At 67.9% G+C, this 22,805-nt stretch carries 24 protein-coding genes and 1 tRNA gene; 13 read left to right on the top strand and 12 right to left on the bottom strand.

Annotated elements, in window-relative coordinates; genetic code table 11:
• The first annotated feature begins 92 nt into the window (after nucleotides 1-92).
• Genes hisB through D6850_RS08305 form a run of 3 tightly spaced genes read left to right on the top strand, consistent with a single transcriptional unit; the run spans nucleotide 93 to nucleotide 2,259 of the window.
• A complete protein-coding gene (hisB, locus tag D6850_RS08315) occupies nucleotides 93-680 on the top strand; it encodes an imidazoleglycerol-phosphate dehydratase HisB (protein WP_121165763.1) in 588 nt (195 codons plus the stop codon).
• Between the two features lie 2 nt (nucleotides 681-682).
• Entirely contained in the window at nucleotides 683-1,321 is a 639-nt protein-coding gene (gene hisH, locus D6850_RS08310; RefSeq protein WP_121165760.1) for an imidazole glycerol phosphate synthase subunit HisH, read from the top strand.
• A gap of 5 nt (nucleotides 1,322-1,326) precedes the next feature.
• Nucleotides 1,327-2,259: a glutaminase gene (locus tag D6850_RS08305; RefSeq protein WP_121165758.1), complete on the top strand. Its 933-nt coding sequence runs from the start codon at nucleotides 1,327-1,329 to the stop codon at nucleotides 2,257-2,259.
• 56 nt (nucleotides 2,260-2,315) lie between these two features.
• Here the strand turns inward: D6850_RS08305 and D6850_RS08300 are convergent, their stop codons facing one another.
• Nucleotides 2,316-2,705: a DUF2147 domain-containing protein gene (locus tag D6850_RS08300; RefSeq protein ID WP_121165756.1), complete on the bottom strand. Its 390-nt coding sequence runs from the start codon at nucleotides 2,703-2,705 to the stop codon at nucleotides 2,316-2,318.
• A 147-nt stretch (nucleotides 2,706-2,852) separates the two neighbouring features.
• Between D6850_RS08300 and hisA the strand changes: the two genes are divergently transcribed.
• Nucleotides 2,853-3,575, top strand: a complete 723-nt coding sequence (gene hisA / locus D6850_RS08295; protein ID WP_121165754.1) for a 1-(5-phosphoribosyl)-5-[(5-phosphoribosylamino)methylideneamino]imidazole-4-carboxamide isomerase — start codon at nucleotides 2,853-2,855, stop codon at nucleotides 3,573-3,575.
• Nucleotides 3,576-3,591: 16 nt separating this feature from the next.
• On the opposite strand, the gene D6850_RS08290 is transcribed toward hisA, so the two are convergent.
• Nucleotides 3,592-4,047 (bottom strand): DUF302 domain-containing protein, encoded by a 456-nt coding sequence (locus D6850_RS08290; RefSeq protein WP_121165752.1) that lies wholly within the window; start codon nucleotides 4,045-4,047, stop codon nucleotides 3,592-3,594.
• A gap of 97 nt (nucleotides 4,048-4,144) precedes the next feature.
• Here D6850_RS08290 and hisF point away from each other — a divergent pair, with 97 nt between their 5' ends.
• From hisF to D6850_RS08270, 4 genes are all read left to right on the top strand, one after another.
• On the top strand, nucleotides 4,145-4,909 hold the full coding sequence (gene hisF / locus D6850_RS08285; RefSeq protein WP_121165750.1) for an imidazole glycerol phosphate synthase subunit HisF: 765 nt from the start codon (nucleotides 4,145-4,147) through the stop codon (nucleotides 4,907-4,909).
• The gene (locus D6850_RS08280; RefSeq protein WP_121165748.1) at nucleotides 4,906-5,223 is read left to right on the top strand and encodes a phosphoribosyl-ATP diphosphatase; all 318 of its coding nucleotides are present in this window, start codon (nucleotides 4,906-4,908) and stop codon (nucleotides 5,221-5,223) included. The genes hisF and D6850_RS08280 overlap by 4 nt, the downstream gene beginning before the upstream one ends.
• The gene (locus D6850_RS08275) at nucleotides 5,220-5,519 is read left to right on the top strand and encodes a Dabb family protein (RefSeq protein ID WP_121165746.1); all 300 of its coding nucleotides are present in this window, start codon (nucleotides 5,220-5,222) and stop codon (nucleotides 5,517-5,519) included. Before D6850_RS08280 ends, D6850_RS08275 begins: the two co-directional genes overlap by 4 nt.
• Nucleotides 5,520-5,594: 75 nt before the next feature.
• Entirely contained in the window at nucleotides 5,595-6,008 is a 414-nt protein-coding gene (locus D6850_RS08270) for a YbaN family protein (protein WP_121165744.1), read from the top strand.
• An 18-nt stretch (nucleotides 6,009-6,026) separates the two neighbouring features.
• On the opposite strand, the gene D6850_RS08265 is transcribed toward D6850_RS08270, so the two are convergent.
• The 3 genes from D6850_RS08265 to rlmB all read right to left on the bottom strand — a co-directional run bounded on the left by D6850_RS08265 (nucleotide 6,027) and on the right by rlmB (nucleotide 9,109).
• Nucleotides 6,027-7,514, bottom strand: a complete 1,488-nt coding sequence (locus tag D6850_RS08265) for an inorganic phosphate transporter (RefSeq protein WP_121165742.1) — start codon at nucleotides 7,512-7,514, stop codon at nucleotides 6,027-6,029.
• Nucleotides 7,515-7,622: 108 nt separating this feature from the next.
• The gene (locus D6850_RS08260) at nucleotides 7,623-8,096 is read right to left on the bottom strand and encodes a CoA-binding protein (protein WP_121165740.1); all 474 of its coding nucleotides are present in this window, start codon (nucleotides 8,094-8,096) and stop codon (nucleotides 7,623-7,625) included.
• A gap of 233 nt (nucleotides 8,097-8,329) precedes the next feature.
• Nucleotides 8,330-9,109 carry a 23S rRNA (guanosine(2251)-2'-O)-methyltransferase RlmB gene (gene rlmB, locus D6850_RS08255; RefSeq protein WP_121165738.1) on the bottom strand — a complete coding sequence of 260 codons (780 nt, stop codon included), beginning with the start codon at nucleotides 9,107-9,109 and terminating at the stop codon, nucleotides 8,330-8,332.
• Nucleotides 9,110-9,245: 136 nt separating this feature from the next.
• Between rlmB and D6850_RS19435 the strand changes: the two genes are divergently transcribed.
• Nucleotides 9,246-9,329, top strand: a tRNA-Tyr gene (locus D6850_RS19435).
• A 262-nt stretch (nucleotides 9,330-9,591) separates the two neighbouring features.
• The gene (locus D6850_RS08250) at nucleotides 9,592-10,596 is read left to right on the top strand and encodes a hypothetical protein (protein WP_121165736.1); all 1,005 of its coding nucleotides are present in this window, start codon (nucleotides 9,592-9,594) and stop codon (nucleotides 10,594-10,596) included.
• Here the strand turns inward: D6850_RS08250 and D6850_RS19430 are convergent.
• Nucleotides 10,568-10,711: a hypothetical protein gene (locus D6850_RS19430; RefSeq protein ID WP_166434023.1), complete on the bottom strand. Its 144-nt coding sequence runs from the start codon at nucleotides 10,709-10,711 to the stop codon at nucleotides 10,568-10,570. The genes D6850_RS08250 and D6850_RS19430 overlap by 29 nt on opposite strands.
• 78 nt (nucleotides 10,712-10,789) lie before the next feature.
• Here D6850_RS19430 and D6850_RS08245 point away from each other — a divergent pair, with 78 nt between their 5' ends.
• From D6850_RS08245 to D6850_RS08235, 3 genes are all read left to right on the top strand, one after another.
• Entirely contained in the window at nucleotides 10,790-12,079 is a 1,290-nt protein-coding gene (locus D6850_RS08245) for an O-acetylhomoserine aminocarboxypropyltransferase/cysteine synthase family protein (RefSeq protein WP_121165734.1), read from the top strand.
• Nucleotides 12,080-12,231: 152 nt separating this feature from the next.
• Entirely contained in the window at nucleotides 12,232-15,219 is a 2,988-nt protein-coding gene (locus D6850_RS08240) for a hypothetical protein (RefSeq protein ID WP_121165732.1), read from the top strand.
• Nucleotides 15,220-15,399: 180 nt separating this feature from the next.
• Entirely contained in the window at nucleotides 15,400-17,304 is a 1,905-nt protein-coding gene (locus tag D6850_RS08235) for a monovalent cation:proton antiporter-2 (CPA2) family protein (RefSeq protein ID WP_121165731.1), read from the top strand.
• 24 nt (nucleotides 17,305-17,328) lie between these two features.
• Here D6850_RS08235 and D6850_RS08230 read toward each other — a convergent pair whose 3' ends face one another.
• From D6850_RS08230 to D6850_RS08205, 6 genes are all read right to left on the bottom strand, one after another.
• Entirely contained in the window at nucleotides 17,329-17,799 is a 471-nt protein-coding gene (locus tag D6850_RS08230) for a hypothetical protein (protein WP_121165729.1), read from the bottom strand.
• A 39-nt stretch (nucleotides 17,800-17,838) separates the two neighbouring features.
• Nucleotides 17,839-18,165: a hypothetical protein gene (locus tag D6850_RS08225; protein WP_121165727.1), complete on the bottom strand. Its 327-nt coding sequence runs from the start codon at nucleotides 18,163-18,165 to the stop codon at nucleotides 17,839-17,841.
• Between the two features lie 176 nt (nucleotides 18,166-18,341).
• Nucleotides 18,342-18,851 (bottom strand): CarD family transcriptional regulator, encoded by a 510-nt coding sequence (locus D6850_RS08220; protein WP_121165725.1) that lies wholly within the window; start codon nucleotides 18,849-18,851, stop codon nucleotides 18,342-18,344.
• 302 nt (nucleotides 18,852-19,153) lie between these two features.
• Nucleotides 19,154-19,492, bottom strand: a complete 339-nt coding sequence (gene fdxA / locus D6850_RS08215; protein ID WP_121165723.1) for a ferredoxin FdxA — start codon at nucleotides 19,490-19,492, stop codon at nucleotides 19,154-19,156.
• A 61-nt stretch (nucleotides 19,493-19,553) separates the two neighbouring features.
• Nucleotides 19,554-19,940, bottom strand: a complete 387-nt coding sequence (locus tag D6850_RS08210; protein WP_121166855.1) for an RNA-binding S4 domain-containing protein — start codon at nucleotides 19,938-19,940, stop codon at nucleotides 19,554-19,556.
• A 17-nt stretch (nucleotides 19,941-19,957) separates the two neighbouring features.
• Nucleotides 19,958-22,798 (bottom strand): helicase-related protein, encoded by a 2,841-nt coding sequence (locus tag D6850_RS08205; protein ID WP_121165721.1) that lies wholly within the window; start codon nucleotides 22,796-22,798, stop codon nucleotides 19,958-19,960.
• Nucleotides 22,799-22,805: the final 7 nt, after the last annotated feature.

Below are 22,805 nucleotides of genomic sequence, written 5' to 3'. Positions count from 1 at the left end.
GCGCGCACCGCGTCTTCACTCCCGCGCACCCTTGGCGCGCTGGGGGCTTCTGCCTATAAGGGCGGCAGAAACCTCAGCCCCGGAAACCATACATGCGCCAAGCGACCATCACCCGCAAAACGAACGAAACCGATATCTCGGTCAAGCTGTCGCTCGACGGCTCGGGCGCCTATGACAACCAGACCGGCGTGGGGTTCTTCGATCACATGCTCGACCAGTTGGCGCGCCACGCGCTGATCGACATGACCGTGCGCTGCGAGGGCGATCTGCATATCGACGATCACCACACGGTCGAGGACGTGGGAATCGCGCTCGGCCAGGCGCTGGCCGAGGCGGTTGGCGACAAGCGCGGGATCAAACGCTACGGCGCCTGCCTGCTGCCGATGGATGACGCGCTGGTACGCGCCGCGCTCGACCTCAGCGGCCGGCCCTACCTTGTCTGGAACGTCGCCCTGCCCACCCAGCAGATCGGCAGTTTCGACTGCGAACTCGTGCGCGAATTCTTCCAGGCGTTCAGCACCCATTCCGGCATGACGCTGCACGTGGACGCGCTGCACGGCTTCAACAGCCACCACATCGCCGAGGCGGCATTCAAGGCGGTCGCCCGCGCGCTGCGCGACGCGGTCGAGACCGACCCGCGCAGGTCCGACGCGGTCCCCTCGACCAAGGGCGCGCTCTGACCGTGGCGACCGTCATCGTCGATTACGAAAGCGGCAACCTGCACTCGGCCGAGAAGGCGTTCCAGCGCATGGCGCGCGAGGCCGGCGCAGGCGTCGTCACCGTCACCTCGGACCCCGAACTGATCCGCCGCGCCGACCGCGTGGTGCTGCCCGGCGACGGCGCCTTCCCGGCCTGTCGCGCGGCGCTCTTCGATCATCGCGGCGTGTTCGAGGCGCTCGAAGAGGCGGTCGTCGCCCGCGCCCGGCCCTTCATGGGCATCTGCATCGGGATGCAGATGATGGCGACGCGCGGGTTGGAGCATGCGCCGACTCCCGGGTTCGACTGGATCGCCGGCACGGTCGCGCCGATCACGCCCGCCGATCCCGCGCTAAAGGTGCCGCATATGGGCTGGAACGACCTGGTTCTGGAGCGCCCGCATCCCGTGTTCGACGGGGTCGAGAGCGGCGATCACGCCTACTTCGTCCATTCCTACCAGTTCCGGGTGGAGGATCCCGATCAACTGCTGGCGCATGTGAACTATGGCGGGCCGGTCACGGCCATCGTCGGGCGCGACACCATGATCGGCACCCAGTTCCACCCCGAGAAAAGCCACGCCACCGGGCTGCGCATCATCGCCAACTTCCTGCGCTGGCGACCCTGAGCGCGATGGAGGACGCCGCCCTACAGCGTATCCTCGACCAGATTGCCGACGCCGCCTTCGCGACGGCGGACAAGGGCCGCGTCGCCGACTACATCCCCGATCTCGCCGGCGTCGCCCCAGACCAGTTCGCCATCGCCGTCGCCCGCCCCGGCCACCCGACGCTGACGGCCGGACGCGCGAGCCATCGGTTCTCGATCCAGTCGGTCAGCAAGGTCTTCACCCTCGCGCTCGCGCTGGGCACGCTGGGCGACCGGCTCTGGAACCGCGTCGGGCGCGAACCCTCGGGCCAGGCGTTTGATTCGATGATCCTCCTGGAACAGGAACAGGGCCGTCCCCGCAATCCCTTCATCAACGCCGGCGCGATCGTCACCACCGACGCCGTGCTCGAAGGGTCCGAGCCGCGCGAGGCCCTGGCCGCGATCCTGCGCTTCGTGCAGGCGGCGGCGAATGACGACGACATTCACATCAACGAAAGCGTCGCGCGCTCCGAGATCGCGACTGGCCACCGGAATTTCGCGCTGGCGCACTACCTGCGCTCGCACGACAACCTGCGCCATCCGCCCGACCTCACGCTCGGCGTCTATTTCCATCAATGCGCGATCGAGATGACCTGCGCGCAACTCGCCCATGCCGGGCTGTTCCTGACCGCCTGCGAGGGGGCGCCGCGGCTCGTCTCGCCGGGGCGGGTGAGGCGGATCAACGCGCTGATGATGACCTGCGGGCATTACGACGGGTCCGGCGATTACGCCTACCGCGTCGGCCTGCCCGGCAAGAGCGGCGTGGGCGGCGGCATCCTCACCATCGCGCCCGGCGTGGCGTCGATCGCGGTCTGGGCGCCGGGCCTGAACCGATACGGGAACTCCAAGCTCGGCACCGAGGCCATGCAGCGCCTGACCGACCTCACCGGCTGGTCCGTGTTCGGCGCGCCGGGCGACTGACGCGCTACTTTACCCGGGTCGAGACCTGAACCCGCCCGCGGCCGCACGCGCGGGTGTCACTTCACCCGCACCCAGGTCTGCTTGGAGCAGATCAACCCGCCCGCCACGCAGCCGCGCAGCGCCAGCCTGTCGCCGTTCAGTTGCATCTTGCCGAGGTAGATCTTGTCGTTGGAGGGCCGCCACACCCGCCCCTTGTAGGCGCCCCCGCCCTCCGGTTTCATGTCGATGACCAGCGTCTTGCCCAGGTTCGGAGACTTGTATTCGTTGCCCCCGTCCTTGAACGCGCGCACGATCTTGCCGCAGAACGCCGGACCGCAGGGCGCCATCCTGACATGCGCGAACTTGCCGTCGTCGGGCTGGGTCTGCCAGACGCCCTCGACCGGATCGGCCAGAGCCGTCCCGGCGGCCATCATCGCCGCCGCGGCGGCCAGTGCAATTTTCTTCATCCCGGTATCCTCCCTGACCAGATGCATGTCCCGAGCTTGGGGGCAATCGCCCCCGCCGATCAAGAATGACGTGGGGTCGCGTTGCATCGCGCGCGCGCCCATGCCAATGGAAGTCCGCAATCCGACCGCCATGAAAGGGCCGCGCCGATGATCCTCTACCCCGCGATCGACCTCAAGGACGGCGCCGCCGTGCGCCTGCTGCGCGGCGACATGAACACCGCCACCGTGTTCAGCGACTCGCCCGCCGAGCAAGCCGCGCAATTCGTCGCGGCGGGCTGCGAATGGCTGCACCTCGTCGACCTGAACGGCGCCTTCGAGGGCGCACCGGTCAACGCGGCGGCGGTCGAGGCGATCCTCGCGCGGGCCGGCGTGCCTGCGCAACTGGGTGGCGGTATCCGCGACATGGCGACCATCGAGATGTGGCTTGGGCGCGGTCTTGCGCGGGTGATCCTCGGCACCGTCGCGGTGGAGAATCCCGCGCTCGTGCGCGAGGCCGCGCGCGCCTTTCCCGGCCGGGTCGCCGTGGGGATCGACGCGCGCAAGGGCCGCGTGGCGACGCGCGGCTGGGCCGAGGAAACCGATGTCGACGCCACCGACCTTGCGCGGCGCTACGAGGATGCTGGCGTGGCGGCGATCATCTACACGGATATCGAACGCGACGGCGCGATGCAGGGACCGAACGTGGAGGCGACCGCGGCGCTCGCGCGGGCCGTCGAGATCCCGGTGATCGCCTCGGGCGGGGTCAGTTCACTGGAGGATTTGGTCGCTCTGCGCGATTGCGGCGCGGCGTTGAACGGCGCCATCTCGGGGCGCGCGCTTTATGACGGGGCGATCGACCTCGGCGCGGCGCTGAGCGCGCTCAGCGAATGACGCGGCGGCCGCGCCGTCACATACCCGCCGCCTTGTGCGTGAGCTTGTCCAGCGCGGCGCCCATCTTCTCGAGATAGGTCGCGTCCGGCGCGATTCCCTCCAGCCCCGTAAGCATCGCCTTCGGGTCCTGGTAGGCAAGCCAGGTCTGCCCGTCGCCGTCCTCGTAAACCAGCACGCGGAGCGGCAGGAAGAACCCGGCCAGCCGGTTGTCCTGCATCGCCGGCGTGCCGATTTTGGGATTGCCGAAGACCAGCACCCGCGTCGGGGCGAGCTCGAGTCCCGCGCTTCCGGCGCCGAGCGCGTGATCGACGCGGGTAAAGACGGTGCCCCCGGCGTCCGTTACCGCCTCGGCCAGCGCGTCCATCGTGCCGGCCACGTCGCCCGCGGCCTTGACGCGCGTGAGGCCCGCATCGTCCGCCAGCGCCACAGTCCCCATGAGCGCCGCGAGCGCGATCGCGATCAGTCGTTTCATGCTTCTCCTCCCGGTTGCGATTTCAAAGGCTATCCTCTGGCATGTCATGACGTTTGCCCATAAACGATTGCGTGACTTCAACCAGCTCGGAAAGCCCATGCTCAAGACCCGCATCATCCCCTGTCTCGACGTGGCCGACGGCCGCGTGGTCAAGGGCGTGAATTTCGTCGACCTGATCGACGCCGGCGATCCCGTGGACGCCGCGCGCGCCTATGACGCCGCCGGCGCGGACGAGCTCTGCTTTCTCGACATCAACGCCACGCACGAGAACCGCGGCGTCATGTTTGACGTGGTGCGCCGCACCGCCGAGCAGTGCTATATCCCGCTTACCGTGGGCGGCGGGGTGCGCACGCCTGCCGACGTGCGCGCGCTCTTGCTGGCCGGCGCGGACAAGGTCAGCTTCAACTCCGCCGCCGTGGCCGATCCTTCGGTCATAACCGCCGCCGCCGGGCAGTTCGGCAGCCAGTGCATCGTCGTGGCCATCGACGCCAAGACCGTGAGCCCCGGCAAGTGGGAAATCTTCACCCATGGCGGGCGCAAGCCCACGGGCATCGACGCGGTCGCCTTCGCGCGCCTCGCGGCGGCCAACGGCGCGGGCGAGATATTGCTCACCTCGATGGACCGCGACGGCACGCGCGCCGGCTTCAACCTGCCGCTCACGCGCGCGATCGTCGACGCGGTGGACGTTCCCGTGATCGCTTCGGGGGGCGTCGGCACGCTCGATCACCTTGTCGACGGGGTGCTGGAGGGCGGAGCGAGCGCGGTGCTCGCCGCGTCGATCTTCCATTTCGGCGAATACACCATCGGCGAGGCCAAGGCCCACATGGCCGCCGCCGGCATACCGATGAGGATGACGTCATGACGCTCGACGACCTGGCCGACGCCATCGCCGCCCGCGCCGGCGCTTCGCCCGACGAGAGCTGGACCGCGAAACTGCTGGCCGGCGGCCCCGAGAGATGCGCCGAGAAATTCGGAGAGGAAGCGGTCGAGGCGATCATCGAGGCGGTGCGCGGCGATAACGCCGCATTGACGTCCGAGGCGGCCGACGTTCTCTTTCACCTGCTGGTGATGCTGCAATCGCGCGGCGTCGCCTGGTCGGACGTGATGGCCGAACTCGCCCGCCGTCAGGGCCAGTCGGGCATCGCCGAGAAAGCGTCACGGGAGAACGGCAAATGATCCGTCACATCGTTTATTTCAGCGTCCGCGAGGGCTATGGCGTGGACGAGGTCCGCGAGGGGCTGATGATGCTGAGAGAGATCCCGCACGCCAGCCACTACGAGGTGGGCCGCAACATCCAGAGCGACGCGATCAACGAAGCCTCGCCCGATCTCATCGTCTACGCCGAGTTCGAGGACGATGCCGCGCTCGCCGCGTTCAAGGCGCATCCCACCTATGCCGCCTGCATCGCCCGCGTCCGCCCCATGCGCGAGATGCGTATCGCCGCCGATTTCAAAGCCGATTCGCGCGCATAGGACGCAGCCCCCAATGTTGCCGTGAAGCGGCAAAGCGCGTATCGGTATGAAGGTACCACTTCCATGAGACGCCGGATGCCGCGTAACATCGCAGTCGACCGGAGCGAGCCGATCAGGGCGCGCTACCTCGCGCGGCTGTTCTGGCGCGTCGCCGGCTTCGTCGCGCTCGGGCTGGGCGCGCTCGGCGCGATCCTCCCGCTTCTGCCGACGACCCCTTTCGTCATCCTCGCAGCCTTCTGCTTTGCAAGGGGTGCGCCCGCGCTTCATGCGCGGCTGCTCAAAAGCCGTCTGTTCGGCCCGGCGCTGCGCGACTGGCAGGCCAGCGGCGCGATCGCGCCGCGTTACAAGGTTCTCGCGATCGCGATGATGCTGGCGGCCTTCGTCGCGGCGGTCGCCGCGTCCGCGCCGCCTGTCGCGCTGATCGTGCAGGTGATTTGCATGGCGCTCGCCGCGCTGTTCATCCTCAGCCGGCCCAATGGCGACGATTGACCGCGCGCGCGCCTTGGATCACCCGAGGAGGCGGGTGATCCCCCAGAAAAGCGCCCCCGACAGGGTCGCCGCCGCCGGCACGGTGATAATCCATGCGGCGATGATCGTCATGAAATGGGACCGGCGCACCAGCTTGCGCCGCTGGCGCTCCTCGCGCGAATAGGACGGGCGATCGGGCATCGCGCGGCGGGCCTTGCGCAGACGGCGCTCCGCGTCCCATTCGCGGAAGAAGCCGACGCCGAACACGCCGCCCACCGCGATATGGGTCGAACTCACCGGCAGGCCCAGCCAGCTCGCCACGATGACGGTGAGCGCCGCCGAGAGCGCGACGCAATAGGCGCGCATCGGGTTCAGCTTGGTGATCTGGCCGCCCACCATGCGGATCAGCTTGGGTCCGAACAGGAACAGGCCAAAGGAAATCCCCAGCGCGCCGATCACCATCACCCAGAGCGGGATGCTGACCGCCTGCGTGAAATCCCCCGATTGCGACGCCTGCACGATGGCCGCCAGCGGCCCGACCGCGTTGGCCACGTCATTCGCGCCGTGGGCGAAGCTCAGCAGCGCGGCCGAGACCACAAGCGGAATGGCGAAGAGGATCTTCAGCGACTTGTTGCGGTTCTCCAGGCCCTGCGACTGCCGCCGGATCACCGGGATGGTCGCCGCCCAGACCGCGACGCCCAGCACCGCGCCGATCAGCAGCGCGTGGCCGAATTCGATGCGCACCAGCTGGCGCAGCCCCTTGAGCGCGAGATAGGCCGCAAACGTCCCCGCCATCAGCCCCACCAGCACCGGCACCCAGACGCGCGCCGCCGCGATCTTGTCCTCGCGGTAGATGATGCGCGACTTGATCAGCGCCAGGAACGCGGCGGCGATGACCCCGCCCAGCACGGGCGAGATGACCCAGCTTGCGGCGATGGCGCTCATGGTGGTCCAGTCCACGGCGGCAAAGCCCGCCGCGGCCACGCCCGCGCCCATAACGCCGCCCACGACCGAATGCGTGGTCGACACCGGCGCGCCGATCCAGGTGGCGAGGTTGACCCATATCGCCGCCGCCAGCAGCGCGGCCATCATCGCCCAGGTGAACATCGCCGCGCTTGTCATCGCCTCGGGCGCGATGATGCCCTTGGCGATGGTAGACACCACGTCGCCCCCCGCGATCAGCGCGCCGGCGCTTTCGAACACGATGGCGATGGCGATGGCGCCGCCCATCGACAGCGCGTTCGCCCCCACCGCCGGCCCCATGTTGTTGGCGACGTCGTTGGCCCCGATGTTGAGCGCCATGTAGGCCCCGAGGCAGGCGGCCATGACCACGATCAGCGTATTGTTGGCCTGCCCGAAGAACAGCGCCGCCGCCAGCCCGGCCAGCAGCACGAAGACGAAGGCCAGCCCCGGCCCCACGATCGGCCGGGCAATATAGCTCGCGGCGATTTCAAGGTTGGAAAAACGGCCAAGATCGCGATCGAGCGTCTCGAGATGACGCACATCGTCCTGGTTCGGATCGCTCATCGAATACCCCCGGGTTTCGGCGCGACCTAACCCTTCCACCCACCAAAGATCAACAGTGCAGGCGCATGCGGGCGCCGATTTTCCCGCACTTGTCCCGGCCGCGCCACGTCACAGCCTGGAAGAGATCACCCCGGTATTGAACCCGCCCATGCGCAGTTCGCCGAAAAGGCGCTGATACTCGATCTTGGGGCAGCGGTTCATCACCACGTCCACGCCGCGGGCCTGCGCGGTTTTCGCGGCCTCTTCATGCTCCACCCCGATCTGCATCCAGATCGTCCGCAAGTCCGGAAAGGCGGCGAGCGCGGCGTCGACGATGGGCGGCACGTGCTCGGAGCGGCGGAAGATGTCGACCATGTCCACCGGCTCCGCGATCTCGGCGAGATCGGCGACCACCGTCCGCCCGAAGAGCGTCTCGCCGGCGTGGCCGGGGTTCACCGGCGTCACCTCGAATCCCTTGAGCGTGAGATAGCGCGCGACGTAATAGCTCGGGCGCACGGGGTTCATCGACACGCCCACCACGGCGATCCGCCTCGTGCGGGTCAGGATATCCTTCAGAAAGGCGTCGGTGTAACTTTCGCTCATGGCCCTACCCTAAACCGCGCCATCCGGGTTTCAAGCGCGGACGGCGCAAAGAAAAAGCGCCCAGGGAAAACCCTGGGCGCCAGTCACGGAACGAGGGACAGTGAAGTGAGACGCCGAAGTTCCGGTCCGGCGCCTCTGCATCAGAGATAGGAAGGCCGCGCCGGTTAGGAAGACGCTGTAATACGCTTGTGATTTTTCGTGAGCATCCTGAAACATCGACTCGCCGGGCGCGTTCATTCCACCTGCGCGGCATATAGCGCGACCGCCGCCGCGTTCGACACGTTGAGCGAGCCGAACGCGCCCGAAGAGCCGATCCTGACGAGCATGTCGCAGGTCTCGCGCGTTTTGGCGCGCAGCCCCGGGCCTTCGGCGCCGAGCACCAGCGCAACCGCGCGGTCGCGCCGCCCCTCCAGCGCCGCCCGGATGGTCGTTTCCGCCTCCCCGTCCAGGCCCAGCACGACATAGCCCATGCCCTGCAACCGCGTGATCGCGTCCGCAAGGTTGCGCACCCTGAGATAGGGCTGGCGTTCCAGCGCGCCGCTCGCCGTCTTGGCGAGCGCCCCGGTCTCGGGCGCGCTGTGATGGCGCGGGGCGATGACCGCGCAGGCGCCGAACACCTCGGCCGAGCGCAGGATTGCGCCCACGTTATGCGGATCCGTTACCCGGTCGAGCAGGACCACGCGCGGCGGTCGCGTCCCGTCGCCGAGGCAGAGCGTCTCCATCTCGCCCCAGTCAAGCGGCTTCACCTCCAGTGCAGCGCCCTGGTGCACCGATCCCGGATCGATCGGCGCGGGAAACCTGCGCGCATCGGCGATCTCGGGGGTGACGCCCGCGGCGGCGATCTCGTCCTCGAGCTTGACTTGCGCGTTCAGCGTCACGATCAGCCGCAGCTTCTCGCGCGCGGGGTTGGCCAGCGCGTCGCGCACGGCGTGCAGGCCGAAAAGCCATACGGTCTCGGCCGCCGCGGCCTTCTTGGCCTGTTCCTTGTCGATCACCCAGCGGGGTTTCTTCATCGCGCGCCTCGCCGCCTTGTTCCTGACCCGGCATATGGTCCGGCACGCCCCTTGCGCAAGGCATTTTCCGGTTGACGGGTTCGGGGCGCGCTAGTAATCAGCGCCCGACGTCCGGGGGCATTCCCCCGGCGTCAGTGGGCGACAGGCCGCAAGGTGTGGCAGGGGACTGTAACTCCCTCGCGGAGACGCACGCTAGGTTCGATTCCTAGGTCGCCCACCAAAGGCGTTTCGCAAAGCAAAACGCCACCGACGCCCGAAACCATACACGTCCGACCGGTGGCAGGCGTTTCGCAACGCGAAATGCCGAGAACAGGTTAAACGTTTTGCCCCGCAAAGCGGCACCCACACTACGCCAATTTCCCGCCCAGCCACAGGCGTTTCGCAACGCGAAATGCTGAGAACGAGTTAACCCACATCCCCCCTGTCACCACGCCCGCATCCCGCCTATACTGCGCCCGAGGCACGAGCAGGACAGGCCCGACATGGCGGCGCAGGCAGGTGAAAGACAGCCCTTCAACATCCTCATCATAGGCCAGGGCGGGCGCCTGCAATACGAGGCGATCCTGTTCTGCGCCTCGCTGCGCGCCTGTTCGCCCGATTTCGAGGGCCGCGTGATCGTCGCCGAACCCCAGCCCGGCCCGCTCTGGAACGGCGACCCGCGCATTCGCGGCGCGCAAACCGAAGACCTGCTCGAGGAGATGGGCGCCGAGATCGTGCCCTTCGAGAGCCGTCATTTCGGCCAGGCCTACCCCTACGGCAACAAGATCGAGGCGCTGCGCATCCTCCCCGAAGGCGAGCCTTTCGTGTTCTTTGATACCGACACGCTGGTCACCGGCGACCTCGCCGCCGTGCCATTCGATTTCGATCGCCCTTCGGCCTCGCTGCGCCGCGAGGGGACGTGGCCGAAACCCGAGCTCTACGGCCCCGGCTATACCGCGACCTGGAAATCGCTCTACGACAGGTTCGGCCTCGAATTCGAAAGCTCGCTCGACCTGTCTCAACCCGACGAGTTCTGGAAACGCTACCTCTATTTCAACGCGGGCTTCTTCTACTACCGCTGCCCCGCCGCGTTCGGTGCGCGGTTCGAGGAATACGCGCTTTCCATCCGCGACGACCCCCCGCCCGAACTGATCTGCCAGTCGCTCGACCCTTGGCTCGACCAGGTGGCGTTGCCGCTAGTGATCCACTCCTTCGGCGGCGGGCGCGATGCGCTGGCGCCGGGGTATCTCGACGGCGACGTGACCTGCCATTACCGCCTGCTTCCGCTGCTCTACGCGCGCGAAAGCGACCGCGTGATCGAGGTGCTGCACGAGGTCGCCGCGCCCAACCGGATCAAGAAGGCGCTGAAGGAGCACGACCCGATCAAGCGGATGATCTACCAGGGCCGCGGCATGAAGGTGCGCGCGCTCTTCGACCAGGACAACCTGCCGCGCAAGGAGCAGGCCATCCGCAACAAGATCAAGCGCAACGGCTTCTGGATGCGATGATCTGCACGAAAATCGCGCCGCCGCCCCGCCGATCCTGAAACGGCGCGGAACGGCGGCGCCGGGCGCGGAAGATTTGCGGAATTTTCTTCCACACCACGCTGGCCTCGCGAAACATTCGTTCCCTCCTGTGCAGTTGTAGCCGTCCGCGCGATGCCCTACACCTTTGCGCAACACATTCGACAGGAGAAATACCATGACCGATGCGCCGAAATACGGTTTCGAGACACTGCAAATCCACGCGGGCGCACGGCCCGACCCGGCGACCGGCGCGCGCCAGACGCCGATTTACCAGACCACCGCCTATGTCTTTCGCGACGCCGAGCACGCCGCGGCGCTCTTCAACCTGCAGGAAGTGGGCTATATCTATTCGCGCCTCACCAATCCGACGGTGGCCGTCCTCCAGGAACGCGTCGCGACGCTCGAAGGCGGGGCCGGCGCGGTCTGCTGCGCCTCGGGGCACGCGGCGCAGATCATGGCGCTCTTTCCGCTGATGCAGCCCGGGTGCAACGTCGTGGTCTCGACCCGGCTCTATGGCGGGTCGGTCACGCAGTTCAGCCAGACCATCAAGCGCTTTGGCTGGGAGGCGCATTTCGTCGATGTCGACGATACGGACGCGGTCGCGGCCGCCGTCGACGACAAGACCCGCGCGATCTTCTGCGAATCGATCGCCAACCCGGGCGGGCATATCGCCGATCTGCGCGCGTTGGCCGACATCGCCGACGATGCGGGCATCCCGCTCATCGTCGACAACACGACCGCCAGTCCCTATCTCTGCCGCCCGATCGAACATGGCGCGACGCTGGTGGTGCACTCGATGACCAAGTATCTCACCGGCAACGGCACCGTCACCGGCGGCTGCGTGGTCGATTCGGGCAAGTTCGACTGGTCCGCCTCGGACAAGTTCCCCTCGCTCAGCCAGCCCGAGGAGGCCTATCACGGGCTCAAGTTCCACGAGACCTTCGGCCCGCTCGCCTTCACCTTCCACGGCATCGCCATCGGGCTGCGCGATCTGGGCATGACGCTTAACCCGCAGGCGGCGCATTACACATTGATGGGGATCGAGACGCTCAGCCTGCGCATGGAGCGCCATGTCGAGAACGCCAAGCGCGTCGCCGAGTGGCTCGAGCAGCACGACAGGGTCAGCGCGGTGACCTATGCCGGGCTCAAGAGCTCGCCCTACTATGATCGGGTGGCCAAGTATTGCCCCAAGGGCGCGAGCGGGCTCTTCACCGTGCAGCTCAAGGGCGGCTATGACGCCTGCGTCAAGTTCGTCGACAGCCTCGAGCTGTTCAGCCATGTCGCGAATCTCGGCGACACCCGCAGCCTCGTGATCCACTCCGCCTCGACCACGCACCGGCAACTGTCAGCCGAACAGCTGAAGGCTGCCGACGCCGGTCCGGACGTGGTGCGCATCTCGATCGGGACCGAGAACGCCGACGACATCATCGCCGATCTCGACCAGGCGCTGAACAAGGCGGGCTGACCGCCGGACATTCCCGCATGAAGATACGCCGGAGGCGCCGCGCGCCCCCGGCGGCTTCGCCCCGGCTTCCCCTCGGCAGGAAGCTGCTATAAGATCAACCGGCTATGACCGGGGACTCCCCCACCTGTGCGAGCGGTGCTAGAACGCCTTTCATGAAACCGAACTTCGCCCTTTCGCTCTCGTTCGACGGCATCAGCCTGCTGCACCGGCGCTTTCCCGGCTGGGTGCTGGTGGACGAGGTTTCGCTCGACACCGACGATCTGAACGCGGCGCTCGCCGCCCTGCATGACACGGCCACCGCGCTCGACCCTTCAGGGTTGCGCACGAAGCTGGTGATCCCCAACGACCAGATCAAATATCTCAGCGTCCCGGCAGGCGCCACGGAGGCCGAGCGCGACACCGTGCGCGAGGCGCTCGACGGGGCCACGCCCTACGCGGTGGACGAGCTTGCCTTCGACTGGGCGCGCGACGGCGATACCCTGCACATCGCGGCGGTCGCGCATGAGACTCTGGCCGAGGCCGAGGCCTTCGCCCTCGATCACGCCTTCGCCCCGGTCAGTTTCGTCGCCACCCCCGAAAAGGGCGCCTTTGCCGGCGAGCCCTTCTTCGGCGTGACCGACTGCGCGCGCGCGCAGCTTCCCGAGGGCGCCGAGGTCGAGCGCGACAGCGCCCCGATCCGCGTCATCGGCGTCAGCAAGCCCGCGCAGGACAAGGACAGCGCCGCGCCGGTCGTCCCGCCAGAGGCGGTCCCGGACGCGGCGGAACCGCCCGAAGCGGCGCCCGGGAAAACGGCGCCCCCCGCCCCGCCGGAAGAACCGGACCGCGCCGCGCCGCCCGAGGACGCGGGCGCCGACGACGCGATCGGCGAACCGGTGCAGGCCCGCGAAGAATCCACCGAAGCGTCCGAAACCCCGGACGTGCCGGAAAAGGACGAACCGGTCGACGCGCCTAACGTTACGGACGAACCGGCCAAGCCGCGCTCCGCCCCGCCGGAAGGCGTGGCCAAACCCGACGACGCGCCCTCCGCGGACGTGCCGGAAAAGGACGAACCAAACGACGCGCCGAACGTAGCGGACGAACCCCTCGCTGCCCCGGCCAAGACTGCCCCGCCGCCAACACCCTCACCCAAACCCGGCAAGCCGGACGCGCCGCAACCGTTCACCAGCATCCGCGCCAGCCGCGACGACGTGCCGGGCGCCACGCCCAAGCTCAGCGCGCCCTCGCGCCTGTCAGGGCTGAAGTCACCGGCGCGTGACGACGGCCTGCGCCCCGGTGCGGCGAAGGACGACCCGCCCCTGCGCTCCGCGGCGACGCTGCCCTCGCCGGGGGCGGAGATCCCGCTTGATTCCGCGCAGATGGCCGCCGCCGCCGCAAGCCTGCGCCCTGACCCTGAACTGCGGCTTGACGCCGACGCCGCGGCGCAGGCCGAGGCCGAAGCAGAGAAGATCGAGCCCGAGAAGCCCCGCGCGACCTTCTTCAGCGGGCGCAAGCCGCGCCACGACGGCACGGACACGCCGCCCCCGCGCCGCGGCGCCGACGCGCGGCGCAAGACGGACAGGCCCGCGAAAACCTCGTTCGAGGACGAAAAACAGCGCATGACGATATTCGGCGCGCGCCACCAGGAAGTAGGCGGCAAGCCGCGTTTCCTCGGACTGATCCTCACCGCCGTGCTGCTGCTGTTCCTCGTCGGCGTGGCCGCCTGGGCGTCGATCTTCCTCGATGACGGGCTGGCGCGGCTCTGGCGCGGCGTGAATGACGTCGAGGTCGCCGAGGTGCCCCCCGCCATCAAAGAGCAGGCGGCGGCGCCGGCCACGCCCGAGCCCGAGGCGGTGGACGACGCCGAGATCGCCGCGCCGGACCCGCAGCCGGAACCGGCCGCGCCGATGGACGGCGCGGACGCGACGGACCGGGCCGACGACGCGACCAACCCTCCGCCGCCCAAGGCCGAGGAGCTGACGCCAGATGTCGCGCTCACGCGCTACGCGGCGACCGGTATCTGGCAGATGGCCCCGGACGCCCCCGCCCCGCCCCGGTCCGCAGACGACGCGGACCGGCTGTTCGACGTCTCGCTCGACCCCGATGTGGAGATCGGAACCCCCGACACCCTGCCGGCCGCCCGCCCCGCTCCCACCGAAACGCCGCTTCCCGAGCCGGGAGAGTCGCCCCCCGCCGGGGTGACCTACGATTTCGACGAGAACGGCCTTGTCCGCGCAACACCCGAAGGGGCCGAAACCCCCTCGGGCGTCATGGTTTACGCCGCGCCGCCCAGCCTTGCGCCGCCTGCCGACATGCAGCGCGTGGATGACCCGGCCTCCGCAGAGCCGAGCGCCGAAACGCCGCCTCCTGCGGAGGAATCCGCGGTCGAGACCTCCGCGGCGGAGCCCGCGGCCGACGCCGACGCCGACACCGACGTCGCGGTAATGGGCGACCCCGCCTCCCCGCTCGCGGATATTCGCCCGCGCCCGCGCCCGGCAGACCTCGCTCCGCAGACGACCGAGACGGAAACAGGCGACGATGCGGCGCTCGACCCGGAAACCGCCGGCGGAACCAGCGTGACCGACGAAGAAACCGCCGTCGCCGCGGCGCCCCTGCAGCAGCCCGGCATCCGCCCCCGCGCGCGCCCGGCGGACGCCTCCGGCGCGGAGGCACAAGAGCAGGCCGCCGAAATCGACCCGGAGGCGCTCGAGGACGCCGTGGCGCTGGCGACCCAGCAGACCGGGCAACTGGATCAGCCCGACCCTGCCCTCTTCGAGGACGCGACGCCGCAGGCGGTCAGCGCGTCCCTCACCCCGAACCAGCGTCCCACGAATTTCGCCGCCATCGTCAAGCGCACGCAGGACAGCATGGCCGCAGAGCCGGTGGCCGCTGCGCAGGTGCTCGCACCGTCCATCCCCTCCTCGACCTCGGTGGCGCGCGAGGCGACCACCCGGAACGCGATCAAGCTGCGCGACGTCAACCTGATCGGCGTTTACGGCTCTTCCAAGAGCCGCCGCGCTTTGGTGCGCCTGCCCAACGGACGCTACAAGAAGGTGAAGGTCGGCGACGCGCTTGACGGGGGCAAGGTCGCCGCCATCGGGGATAGTGAATTGCGCTACATCAAGCGCGGGCGGAACGTCACGCTGCGCATTCCCAAAGGCTAGCGCCCGCCGCCCCGGCCAATGCCGCCGCGAACAAGGGCTTTTTTCTCTTACGGCTTTGATCCTCGCACGCCGCGCGGTATTCTTTGCGCATCGCGTTGCGATCCCGCCCGCAGACGGAACGTCATCGCCAGGCCGGCGCCGCGGCCCGCACACCCGCGCCGGCGCGCAAAAGGAGCGTGAATGGAAGGTTTCCTCTACCAGGCGTCGATCTACCTGGCCGCAGCGGTTATCGCCGTCCCCTTCGCAGCGCGGCTCGGCCTTGGGTCGGTGCTGGGCTACCTCGCGGCGGGAATCATCATCGGCCCGGTCCTGGGCCTTGTCGGGCACGAAACCGAGGAATTGCAGCATTTCGCCGAATTCGGCGTGGTCATGATGCTTTTCCTCATCGGCATCGAACTGGAGCCCAGGGCGCTGTGGGACATGCGCCACCGACTGATCGGCCTTGGCGGAGCGCAGATCGTGCTCACCACGCTGGCGGTGATGGTCGCGGCGATGACGCTTGGCGTAAGCTGGTCGATCGCGCTCGCCATCGGGATGATATTCGCGCTGTCATCGACCGCCATCGTGCTGCAGACGCTGTCGGAAAAGGGGCTGGTGCAGACCGGCGGCGGGCGCTCGGCCTTTTCCGTTCTGCTGACGCAGGACATCGCCGTGATCCCGATGCTGGCGCTGCTGCCGCTTTTCGCGCTCAGCAAGCCCTCGGACATCGTGCTGAGCGAATCGGGCGCGATCCAGCGCCTGTCGCCGGAGGGCGAAGGCGGCGGCGCGACCGACGTCGCCATGTCGCTGGTCCAGGGCATGCCCGGCTGGGCGGTGACGCTGATCACGCTCGGCGCTGTCGCGGCGGTCATCCTCACCGGCGTCTATCTCATACGGCCAGTGTTCCGTTACATCCACGCGGCTCACCTGCGCGAGATGTACACCGCGCTGGCGCTGCTGATCGTGGCCGGGATTGCCTTCTTGATGCTTCTCGTCGGCCTCTCGCCCGCGCTTGGCGCGTTCCTCGCCGGGGTGGTGCTGGCCAACAGCGAATTCCGGCACGAGCTGCAAAGCGACATCGAACCGTTCAAGGGCCTCCTGCTTGGCCTGTTCTTCATCACCGTTGGGGCGGGCATCAACTTTGCCGTCCTGCTGGCCGCGCCGTTCCTGATCCTCGGGCTTTCGCTTGCGCTGATGGTGCTCAAGGGCGCGATCCTCTACCTGCTGGGACGCATCTTCAGCCTGCGCCGCCGGGATCTGTGGCTGTTCACCCTGTCGCTGGCGCAGGCGGGCGAATTCGGCTTCGTGCTCATCTCCTTCTCCTCGCAGCAGAACGTCGTGCCGCCCGTGATGACCGAGGTGCTGCTTCTGGTGGTGGCGCTGACCATGCTGATCACGCCGCTGCTGTTCATGCTCTACGACTGGCTGTCGCACCGCATGGAAAGCGCGCAGGAGATCCGCGAGCCGGACCATGTCGACGAACAGGGCAAGGTGATCGTCGTCGGCATCGGGCGCTTCGGGCAGATCGTCAACCGCCTCGTGCGGTCGGCCGGCTACAGCACGGTTGTGCTCGATCACGATCTCCAGGCGATCCAGCGGATGCGCCGGTTCGGGGTCAAGGGATTCTTCGGCGATCCCACCCGCCCCGAGATGCTGCACGCCGCCGGCCTCAACGAGGCCAGGGTGCTGGTCGCCGCCGTCGACGACCCCGACGCGGCGGTGCGGCTCGTCGCCTTTGCGCGGCGCGAGCGGCCCGACCTGCACATCATCGCCCGCGCCCGCGACCGCACCCAGGTGTTCCGGCTGTTCCAGGCCGGGGCCAACGACATCGTACGCGAGATGTTCGACTCCTCGCTGCGCGCCGGGCGCTACGTGCTCGAGAATATCGGCCTCAGCGAATACGAGGCGGCCGAGATGGAGCGCACCTTCTACTACCACGACCGGCATTCGGTGCGCGAACTCGCCGCGCTGTGGAACCCGGACGTCCCCACGGTCCAGAACGAAGCCTACATCACCCGCGCCAAGGAGCTCGAGAAGGAGCTCGAGACGATGCTGCTTTCGCAGCTCGAGGAAAGCAGCGGCGAGCCCGAGCAGAAACGCGCCTGACCCGCGACGCCCCCGCGGTGGCCTTCATGCAGGCGGCCGCCGGCCCTCTCCGTAGAGCAGAGAGAGGGCCGCGCCCTCAACTGCGAGCACAGCCGCCCAGAAGGCCAGCTCGACGGCAACGAGGACGGGTGGCTCGCCCAGCATGTTGAACGGCGCGTGGAACTCGAAATAGAGCGCCATCAGCGCCCAGAGGATCGCCCCGAAGGCCAGTCCGCGCGGGACTGTCGCGCGCGGCAGGACCGGCTCGATCCACAGGAAGATGAGCCCGTGGACCGCGCCGATCACGGCGGCGATGGACATGTAGAGCGGACCGTTGGTGAACATGAGCGGCAGCGGCTCCGTCTCGAAAAGGACGGCGATCAGCTTGTCGCTCTGCCATCGGTTCTCAAAGAGAAATCCCGCGCCGACCTGGAAGAACAGAACGTTGCTCACGATGTTGGCGAGGACGAAGGCGACGGCGCCGCCTATCAACGCCCGGGCAAGGCGCGCGATCATGATGGTGGTCCTCCTTTCCTGTTTCAGGGTGGCGGGGCTTCACTCACGGTCCCGGTATGCGGTTTCCCGCCACGCCGCGTATCTTTTGGCCAGCCATGGCGAAACCATGCCAAGCCCCGTGTTGAGCAAGGCCATGACGAAAAAGATGGCGCCGTTCTCACTGACCCGAAAAACGAGCGCCGAGATCCCGAACATGGCTGACCACGCGAGGGACATGACCACGTTCGTCTCCCTGAACAACGGATGATCCCATAGCTCCGCAGGCGTCGTCCTGCGCGCGACAATGACCGTCCACGGACGGCCCGCGACGACGCTCGCCAGCGAGATTACGGCCAGTAGCAGAAATGCAAGCGCCGCATGGTCCATTTCCGCGTTCTAGGGGATTCGGGCGGCATTTTCAAAACGCGCCACGACGCGTCTTCCCATGGCACGGGTCCGACGCTTTCCGCGCGCGAAAAGCGCGCAAGACAGGCCGTCAAAGCTCAAGGGGCTGCATCCCGGCAGGATGCAGCCCCTTCGCATTCATCGGATCAAGATCACTCTCAGGCGGCGCGCGCCATCAGCACGTCGTCCACCTGCTTGGCGGCCTGCACCTCGCCGTCGCCGCTCACCGCGGCGACTTCGCGGGTCAGCCGCTCAAGCGCGGCCTCGTAAAGCTGGCGCTCGGAATAGCTCTGCTCGCGCTGGTCGTCGGTGCGGTGCAGGTCGCGCACCACCTCGGCGATGGCGATCAGGTCGCCCGAGTTGATCTTCTGTTCGTATTCCTGGGCGCGGCGCGACCACATGGCGCGCTTGGCCTTGGCCTTGCCCTTGAGCGTGGTCATGGCGCGCGTCACCACGTCCGGGCTGGACAGGCCGCGCATCCCGATCTCGGTCGCCTTGTGGGTCGGCACCCGCAAGGTCATCTTGTCCTTCTCGAAGGAGATCACGAACAGTTCCAGTTCGTGGCCGGCCACTTCCTGCTTCTCGATGGATACGATCTTGCCGACGCCATGCGCCGGGTAGACGACGAAATCATTGGGGCGGAATTCGAACTTCTTGGCTTTGGTCATTCAGGTTTCCTCACAGATCGGCCGCATCGCGGCGCACAGGCGCAACGCCGCGGGCTTCCGGCCCGCATTCGCGTTGAGCTGTGTAGACGCAAAAAACACCAGCCCCCGGCGGCAGGCGGGGTCAGGCGAATATCGGACAGGACACTACATTTCAGGAGCAACTATATCATAATTTTTGACCCATCGGAAGGGCCGACCACAGAAGCACGGCTTCACCTGCTTTTTATCAACAGGTTATCATCCGAACCTCATGCATGCCGCGCAGCATTTTCGCCGCTGCGGCGCGAATCAGACCGTTCGGTTCAGCCGCCCTCGCCCGGTTCCTCGGAGAAATACTTCTCGAGCTTGCCGGTCTCGCCGTCGCGCTCCTGCGCCTCGGGAAGCTCGTCCTTCTTCGTGATGATGACCGGCCACATCTCGGAATACTTGCGGTTGAACTCGACCCATTTCTCCATGTCCGGCTCGGTGTCCGGCCGGATCGCGTCGGCGGGGCATTCCGGTTCGCAGACGCCGCAATCGATGCATTCGTCCGGGTGGATCACCAGCATGTTCTCGCCCTCGTAGAAGCAGTCCACAGGGCAGACTTCCACGCAGTCGGTGTATTTGCAGGCGATGCAGTTATCCGTGACGATATATGTCATTGGGGCCTCATGGGTCGGCCGGCGCGGGGCGGTCAGGCGTCATTTATTCCACGTATCCCGATCATTCAAGCGCCCCGGGGCGATTGAGATCGAGGTCGCGCCGCTCCTTCTTGGTGGGGCGCCCTTTTCCCTCGTAGGCCGGATTCCGTGGAACGGCGTCCTTTTCCCCGCGCGGCTGCGGGGGAGACAGGTCGTCATAGAGCGTCTGCGCCTCCGGCGCGGGGCCGCGCCGCGTTCCCGGTGCGACGATACGTATCACCCGGATCTCGCGCCCCTGCGCGAAGGTCAGCACATCACCCGCACCCACCATCGCCGCCGGCTTGCCGGTGCGCGCCCCGTTGACGCGCACGCCCGCCGTCTTGACTTGGCGCGCGGCAAGGCTGCGCGTCTTGAAGAACCGGGCCTGCCAGAGCCACTTGTCGAGACGGATTTTCCCGGTTGCTTCAATATCCTGCACGTCAGCCTTCAGCTTTTGTCCTTGAGCCCCATGAGCGCGGCGGCAAAGGGGTTGTCCGGATCGATCCGGTCCTTTTTGGGCGCAGGTTTGGCCGAGGCGGTCTTGGGCCCCTTCGCGCCGTCGCCGCGCGGCTTGCCCTTGCTCTTGCGCGCGCCCTTGCCCTGCGGCTTGCCGCGCCGCCCCTCGGGGGCGGCGCCGCCCCGGCGGGGGCGTCCCGCCCAGGTAAAGGTATAGAAGGACTCGATCTCGGGCGCCCGGTCCTCGTCGGGGGCGGCCCCGGGCAGGATCTCGGTCTCGCTCGCCTCGGGGATGTCGGCGGGGACCTCGGCCTCTTCTGCCGGGTCGGCGACGACCGGAGCCTCGCCGGCGTCCTCGATCGTCTCGGCGGTCTCGGCCGGGGTTTCAGGCTGCACCGCTTCGGCGTCGACCGGGGCGGTCTGCGCGGGCGCGTCATCGATGGCGACATCGACCGGCTTGACCTTCTCTCGCTCGCCGCGCTCGGCCTTGTAGCCCAGCCCCTGCATGAGGTCGGCGAATTGTTCCAGCGTCATGCCGGTGATCGACAGCATGTCGGGCGTCGCCTCGAACCCGCCGCGGCTGTCCTGCGCGCGCAGCATGTCGGCGAGGCGTTCCAGCATGTCGATGCGGATCGCCCGCGCCCCCGCCGCGCGGTAGCCGGCCATCGTGTAATAGCCCTGCGGCGCCGATCCCGCCGGCACCGTGACGAGACCCGGCGGCGGCGCCTCGGGGAAATCGTCGAATCCGCCCGCCAGCGCCCAGAGCACCAGCCGCAGCCGGGTCGGCGCGGGCTTGAGCAGGAGCGGCATGAAGATGGTGAACTGTCCGAAGCGCACGCCGTGCTTGCGCAGCGCGCCGCGCGCGTCCTGGTCCAACGCCTTGACCTCGTCCGCGACCTCGCCGCGCGGCGTCACGCCAAGCCCCTCGACCATGCGGAAGGCGAAACCGCGCGCGAGGCCGGTCAGCGTCTCGTCCTTCGAAAGCGCCAGCAGCGGCTCGAACAGGGTCGCAATCTTGCGGTCGATGAAATGTTGCAGCCGGCGCTCGACCTTCTGCGCCACCTCGGCGCCCGCCTCCTCGTCCACGAAGGCCTTGACCGCGGGTTTCAGCGGATCGGACCCCTTGACCAGCTTGCCGACGGCGCTGCTGCCCCACATGAGGCCGCCCTGCTCGGTAAAGTCGATCTCGGTATCGGGGGCGTTGTAGAAACGATCGGCGCGCAGATGGAAATGCGGCGCGAGCGCCTGGAGGCTCGCCTGGTTCAGGGTCCTGGCCTCCTGCCCGGTCGCCGACTTGTCCGCGAGAAAGCGGAATCCCTCGAGCCGGCCGACGAATTCGCCCTCGACCGTCACTTCACCCTTGTCGTTCACTTCGGCCACAATGGCTTCCTTCTGCTTGAGCCGGCGCAGCAGCACGGCCGTGCGCCGGTCCACGAAACGTTGCGTCAGCGCCCCGTGCAGGGCGTCCGACAGGCGATCTTCTACCGCGCGCGTCTCCGCGCGCCAATGGCTTTCGTCGGCGACCCAGCCGCTGCGCTGCGCAACATAAGTCCAGGTGCGGATATACGCCAGCCTCTTGGACAACGCATCTATGTCGCCATCGGTTCGGTCGATCCGGCGAATTTGTCGCGCGAGCCAGTCGTCGGGCACCTGGCCCCGGTCGTGCAGATCGCAGAAGATCGTCTCGAGCAGCCCGGCATGTTCGCCCTGGCTGATGCCGCGGAAGTCGGGGATGCGGCACACGTCCCAGAGCAGCCGCACCGCCGCGCCGTCCGTTGCGCGGGCGCGCACCTCCGGGGCCTCGGCCAGCGTTCGCAGGGCAGAGAGGTCGTCCGCCTCCTGCGCGCGGGCCAGCAACTCGTTGCCGGGGCGCTTCTCAAGCGACGCGATCAGCGCCTCGATGCTGCCCAGCGACAGGTCGGCGTTGCGCCATTCGAGCTTGCGCACCGGGGCGAAACGATGGTCCATGATCGCTTGCGCCACCTCGTCGGCAAGCGGCGGCGCGTCGCCCGTCACGCCGAACGTTCCGCCGGTCATCCCCCGCCCCGCGCGGCCCGCGATCTGGGCCAGCTCATGGGGCATCAGCGCGCGCATCCGCCGCCCGTCGAACTTCGACAGCGCGGAAAAGGCGACATGCGTGATGTCGAGGTTGAGCCCCATGCCGATGGCGTCCGTCGCCACGAGGTAATCGACCTCGCCTCTCTGGTACATCTCGACCTGCGCGTTGCGCGTGCGCGGGCTCAGCGCGCCCATCACCACCGCCGCGCCGCCCTTCTGACGGCGCAGAAGCTCGGCGATGGCGTATACATTTTCAACAGAAAACCCGACGATAGCCGTGCGAGCGGGCAGCTTGCTTATCTTTTTCGAACCTGAGTAGACCAATTGGCTCATCCGCTCGCGCGGGATGAACTCGGCCTCGGGCACCAGCGCGCGGATCATGCCGCGCATGGTCGCGGCGCCCAGGAACTGCGTCTCGCGCAAGCCGCGCATCCGCAGCAGACGGTCGGTGAAGACATGCCCGCGCTCGCGATCCGCGCAAAGCTGGATCTCGTCCACCGCGACGAAATCGGCGCCGATCCCCTCGGGCATCGCCTCGACCGTGCAGACCCAGTATTGCGTGCGCGGCGGCACGATGCGCTCTTCGCCGGTGACCAGCGCGACGACCGACGGGCCGCGCGCACGCACGATGCGGTCATACACCTCGCGCGCGAGCAGCCGCAGCGGCAGGCCGATTACCCCGGTGCGATAGCCCAGCATCCGCTCGATGGCGTAATGCGTCTTGCCGGTGTTGGTGGGGCCCAGAACCGCGAGGATCCTTGACTGCTCGGCCATTGGCCTG

Origin of the sequence: Roseovarius spongiae (assembly GCF_003651245.1) — a bacterium.
Classification (GTDB): Bacteria; Pseudomonadota; Alphaproteobacteria; order Rhodobacterales; family Rhodobacteraceae; genus Roseovarius; species Roseovarius spongiae.
This window is presented reverse-complemented; position numbering and strand designations above follow the sequence as displayed.

What these genes read in the sequence shown, in the direction of transcription:
- D6850_RS08290 (WP_121165752.1), bottom strand. Translation starts at nt 4,047, where the DNA reads ATGAAACGACTGATCGCGATCGCGCTCGCGGCGCTCATGGGGACTGTG.
- D6850_RS08245 (WP_121165734.1), top strand. Translation starts at nt 10,790, where the DNA reads ATGACCGATGCGCCGAAATACGGTTTCGAGACACTGCAAATCCACGCG.
- D6850_RS08240 (WP_121165732.1), top strand. Translation starts at nt 12,232, where the DNA reads ATGAAACCGAACTTCGCCCTTTCGCTCTCGTTCGACGGCATCAGCCTG.
- hisF (WP_121165750.1), top strand. Translation starts at nt 4,145, where the DNA reads ATGCTCAAGACCCGCATCATCCCCTGTCTCGACGTGGCCGACGGCCGC.
- D6850_RS08250 (WP_121165736.1), top strand. Translation starts at nt 9,592, where the DNA reads ATGGCGGCGCAGGCAGGTGAAAGACAGCCCTTCAACATCCTCATCATA.
- D6850_RS08205 (WP_121165721.1), bottom strand. Translation starts at nt 22,798, where the DNA reads ATGGCCGAGCAGTCAAGGATCCTCGCGGTTCTGGGCCCCACCAACACC.
- D6850_RS08300 (WP_121165756.1), bottom strand. Translation starts at nt 2,705, where the DNA reads ATGAAGAAAATTGCACTGGCCGCCGCGGCGGCGATGATGGCCGCCGGG.
- D6850_RS08265 (WP_121165742.1), bottom strand. Translation starts at nt 7,514, where the DNA reads ATGAGCGATCCGAACCAGGACGATGTGCGTCATCTCGAGACGCTCGAT.
- D6850_RS08275 (WP_121165746.1), top strand. Translation starts at nt 5,220, where the DNA reads ATGATCCGTCACATCGTTTATTTCAGCGTCCGCGAGGGCTATGGCGTG.
- hisA (WP_121165754.1), top strand. Translation starts at nt 2,853, where the DNA reads ATGATCCTCTACCCCGCGATCGACCTCAAGGACGGCGCCGCCGTGCGC.
- rlmB (WP_121165738.1), bottom strand. Translation starts at nt 9,109, where the DNA reads ATGAAGAAACCCCGCTGGGTGATCGACAAGGAACAGGCCAAGAAGGCC.
- D6850_RS19430 (WP_166434023.1), bottom strand. Translation starts at nt 10,711, where the DNA reads ATGTTTCGCGAGGCCAGCGTGGTGTGGAAGAAAATTCCGCAAATCTTC.
- D6850_RS08280 (WP_121165748.1), top strand. Translation starts at nt 4,906, where the DNA reads ATGACGCTCGACGACCTGGCCGACGCCATCGCCGCCCGCGCCGGCGCT.
- D6850_RS08260 (WP_121165740.1), bottom strand. Translation starts at nt 8,096, where the DNA reads ATGAGCGAAAGTTACACCGACGCCTTTCTGAAGGATATCCTGACCCGC.
- D6850_RS08225 (WP_121165727.1), bottom strand. Translation starts at nt 18,165, where the DNA reads ATGGACCATGCGGCGCTTGCATTTCTGCTACTGGCCGTAATCTCGCTG.
- D6850_RS08305 (WP_121165758.1), top strand. Translation starts at nt 1,327, where the DNA reads ATGGAGGACGCCGCCCTACAGCGTATCCTCGACCAGATTGCCGACGCC.
- D6850_RS08220 (WP_121165725.1), bottom strand. Translation starts at nt 18,851, where the DNA reads ATGACCAAAGCCAAGAAGTTCGAATTCCGCCCCAATGATTTCGTCGTC.
- D6850_RS08230 (WP_121165729.1), bottom strand. Translation starts at nt 17,799, where the DNA reads ATGATCGCGCGCCTTGCCCGGGCGTTGATAGGCGGCGCCGTCGCCTTC.
- hisB (WP_121165763.1), top strand. Translation starts at nt 93, where the DNA reads ATGCGCCAAGCGACCATCACCCGCAAAACGAACGAAACCGATATCTCG.
- fdxA (WP_121165723.1), bottom strand. Translation starts at nt 19,492, where the DNA reads ATGACATATATCGTCACGGATAACTGCATCGCCTGCAAATACACCGAC.
- D6850_RS08235 (WP_121165731.1), top strand. Translation starts at nt 15,400, where the DNA reads ATGGAAGGTTTCCTCTACCAGGCGTCGATCTACCTGGCCGCAGCGGTT.
- D6850_RS08270 (WP_121165744.1), top strand. Translation starts at nt 5,595, where the DNA reads ATGCCGCGTAACATCGCAGTCGACCGGAGCGAGCCGATCAGGGCGCGC.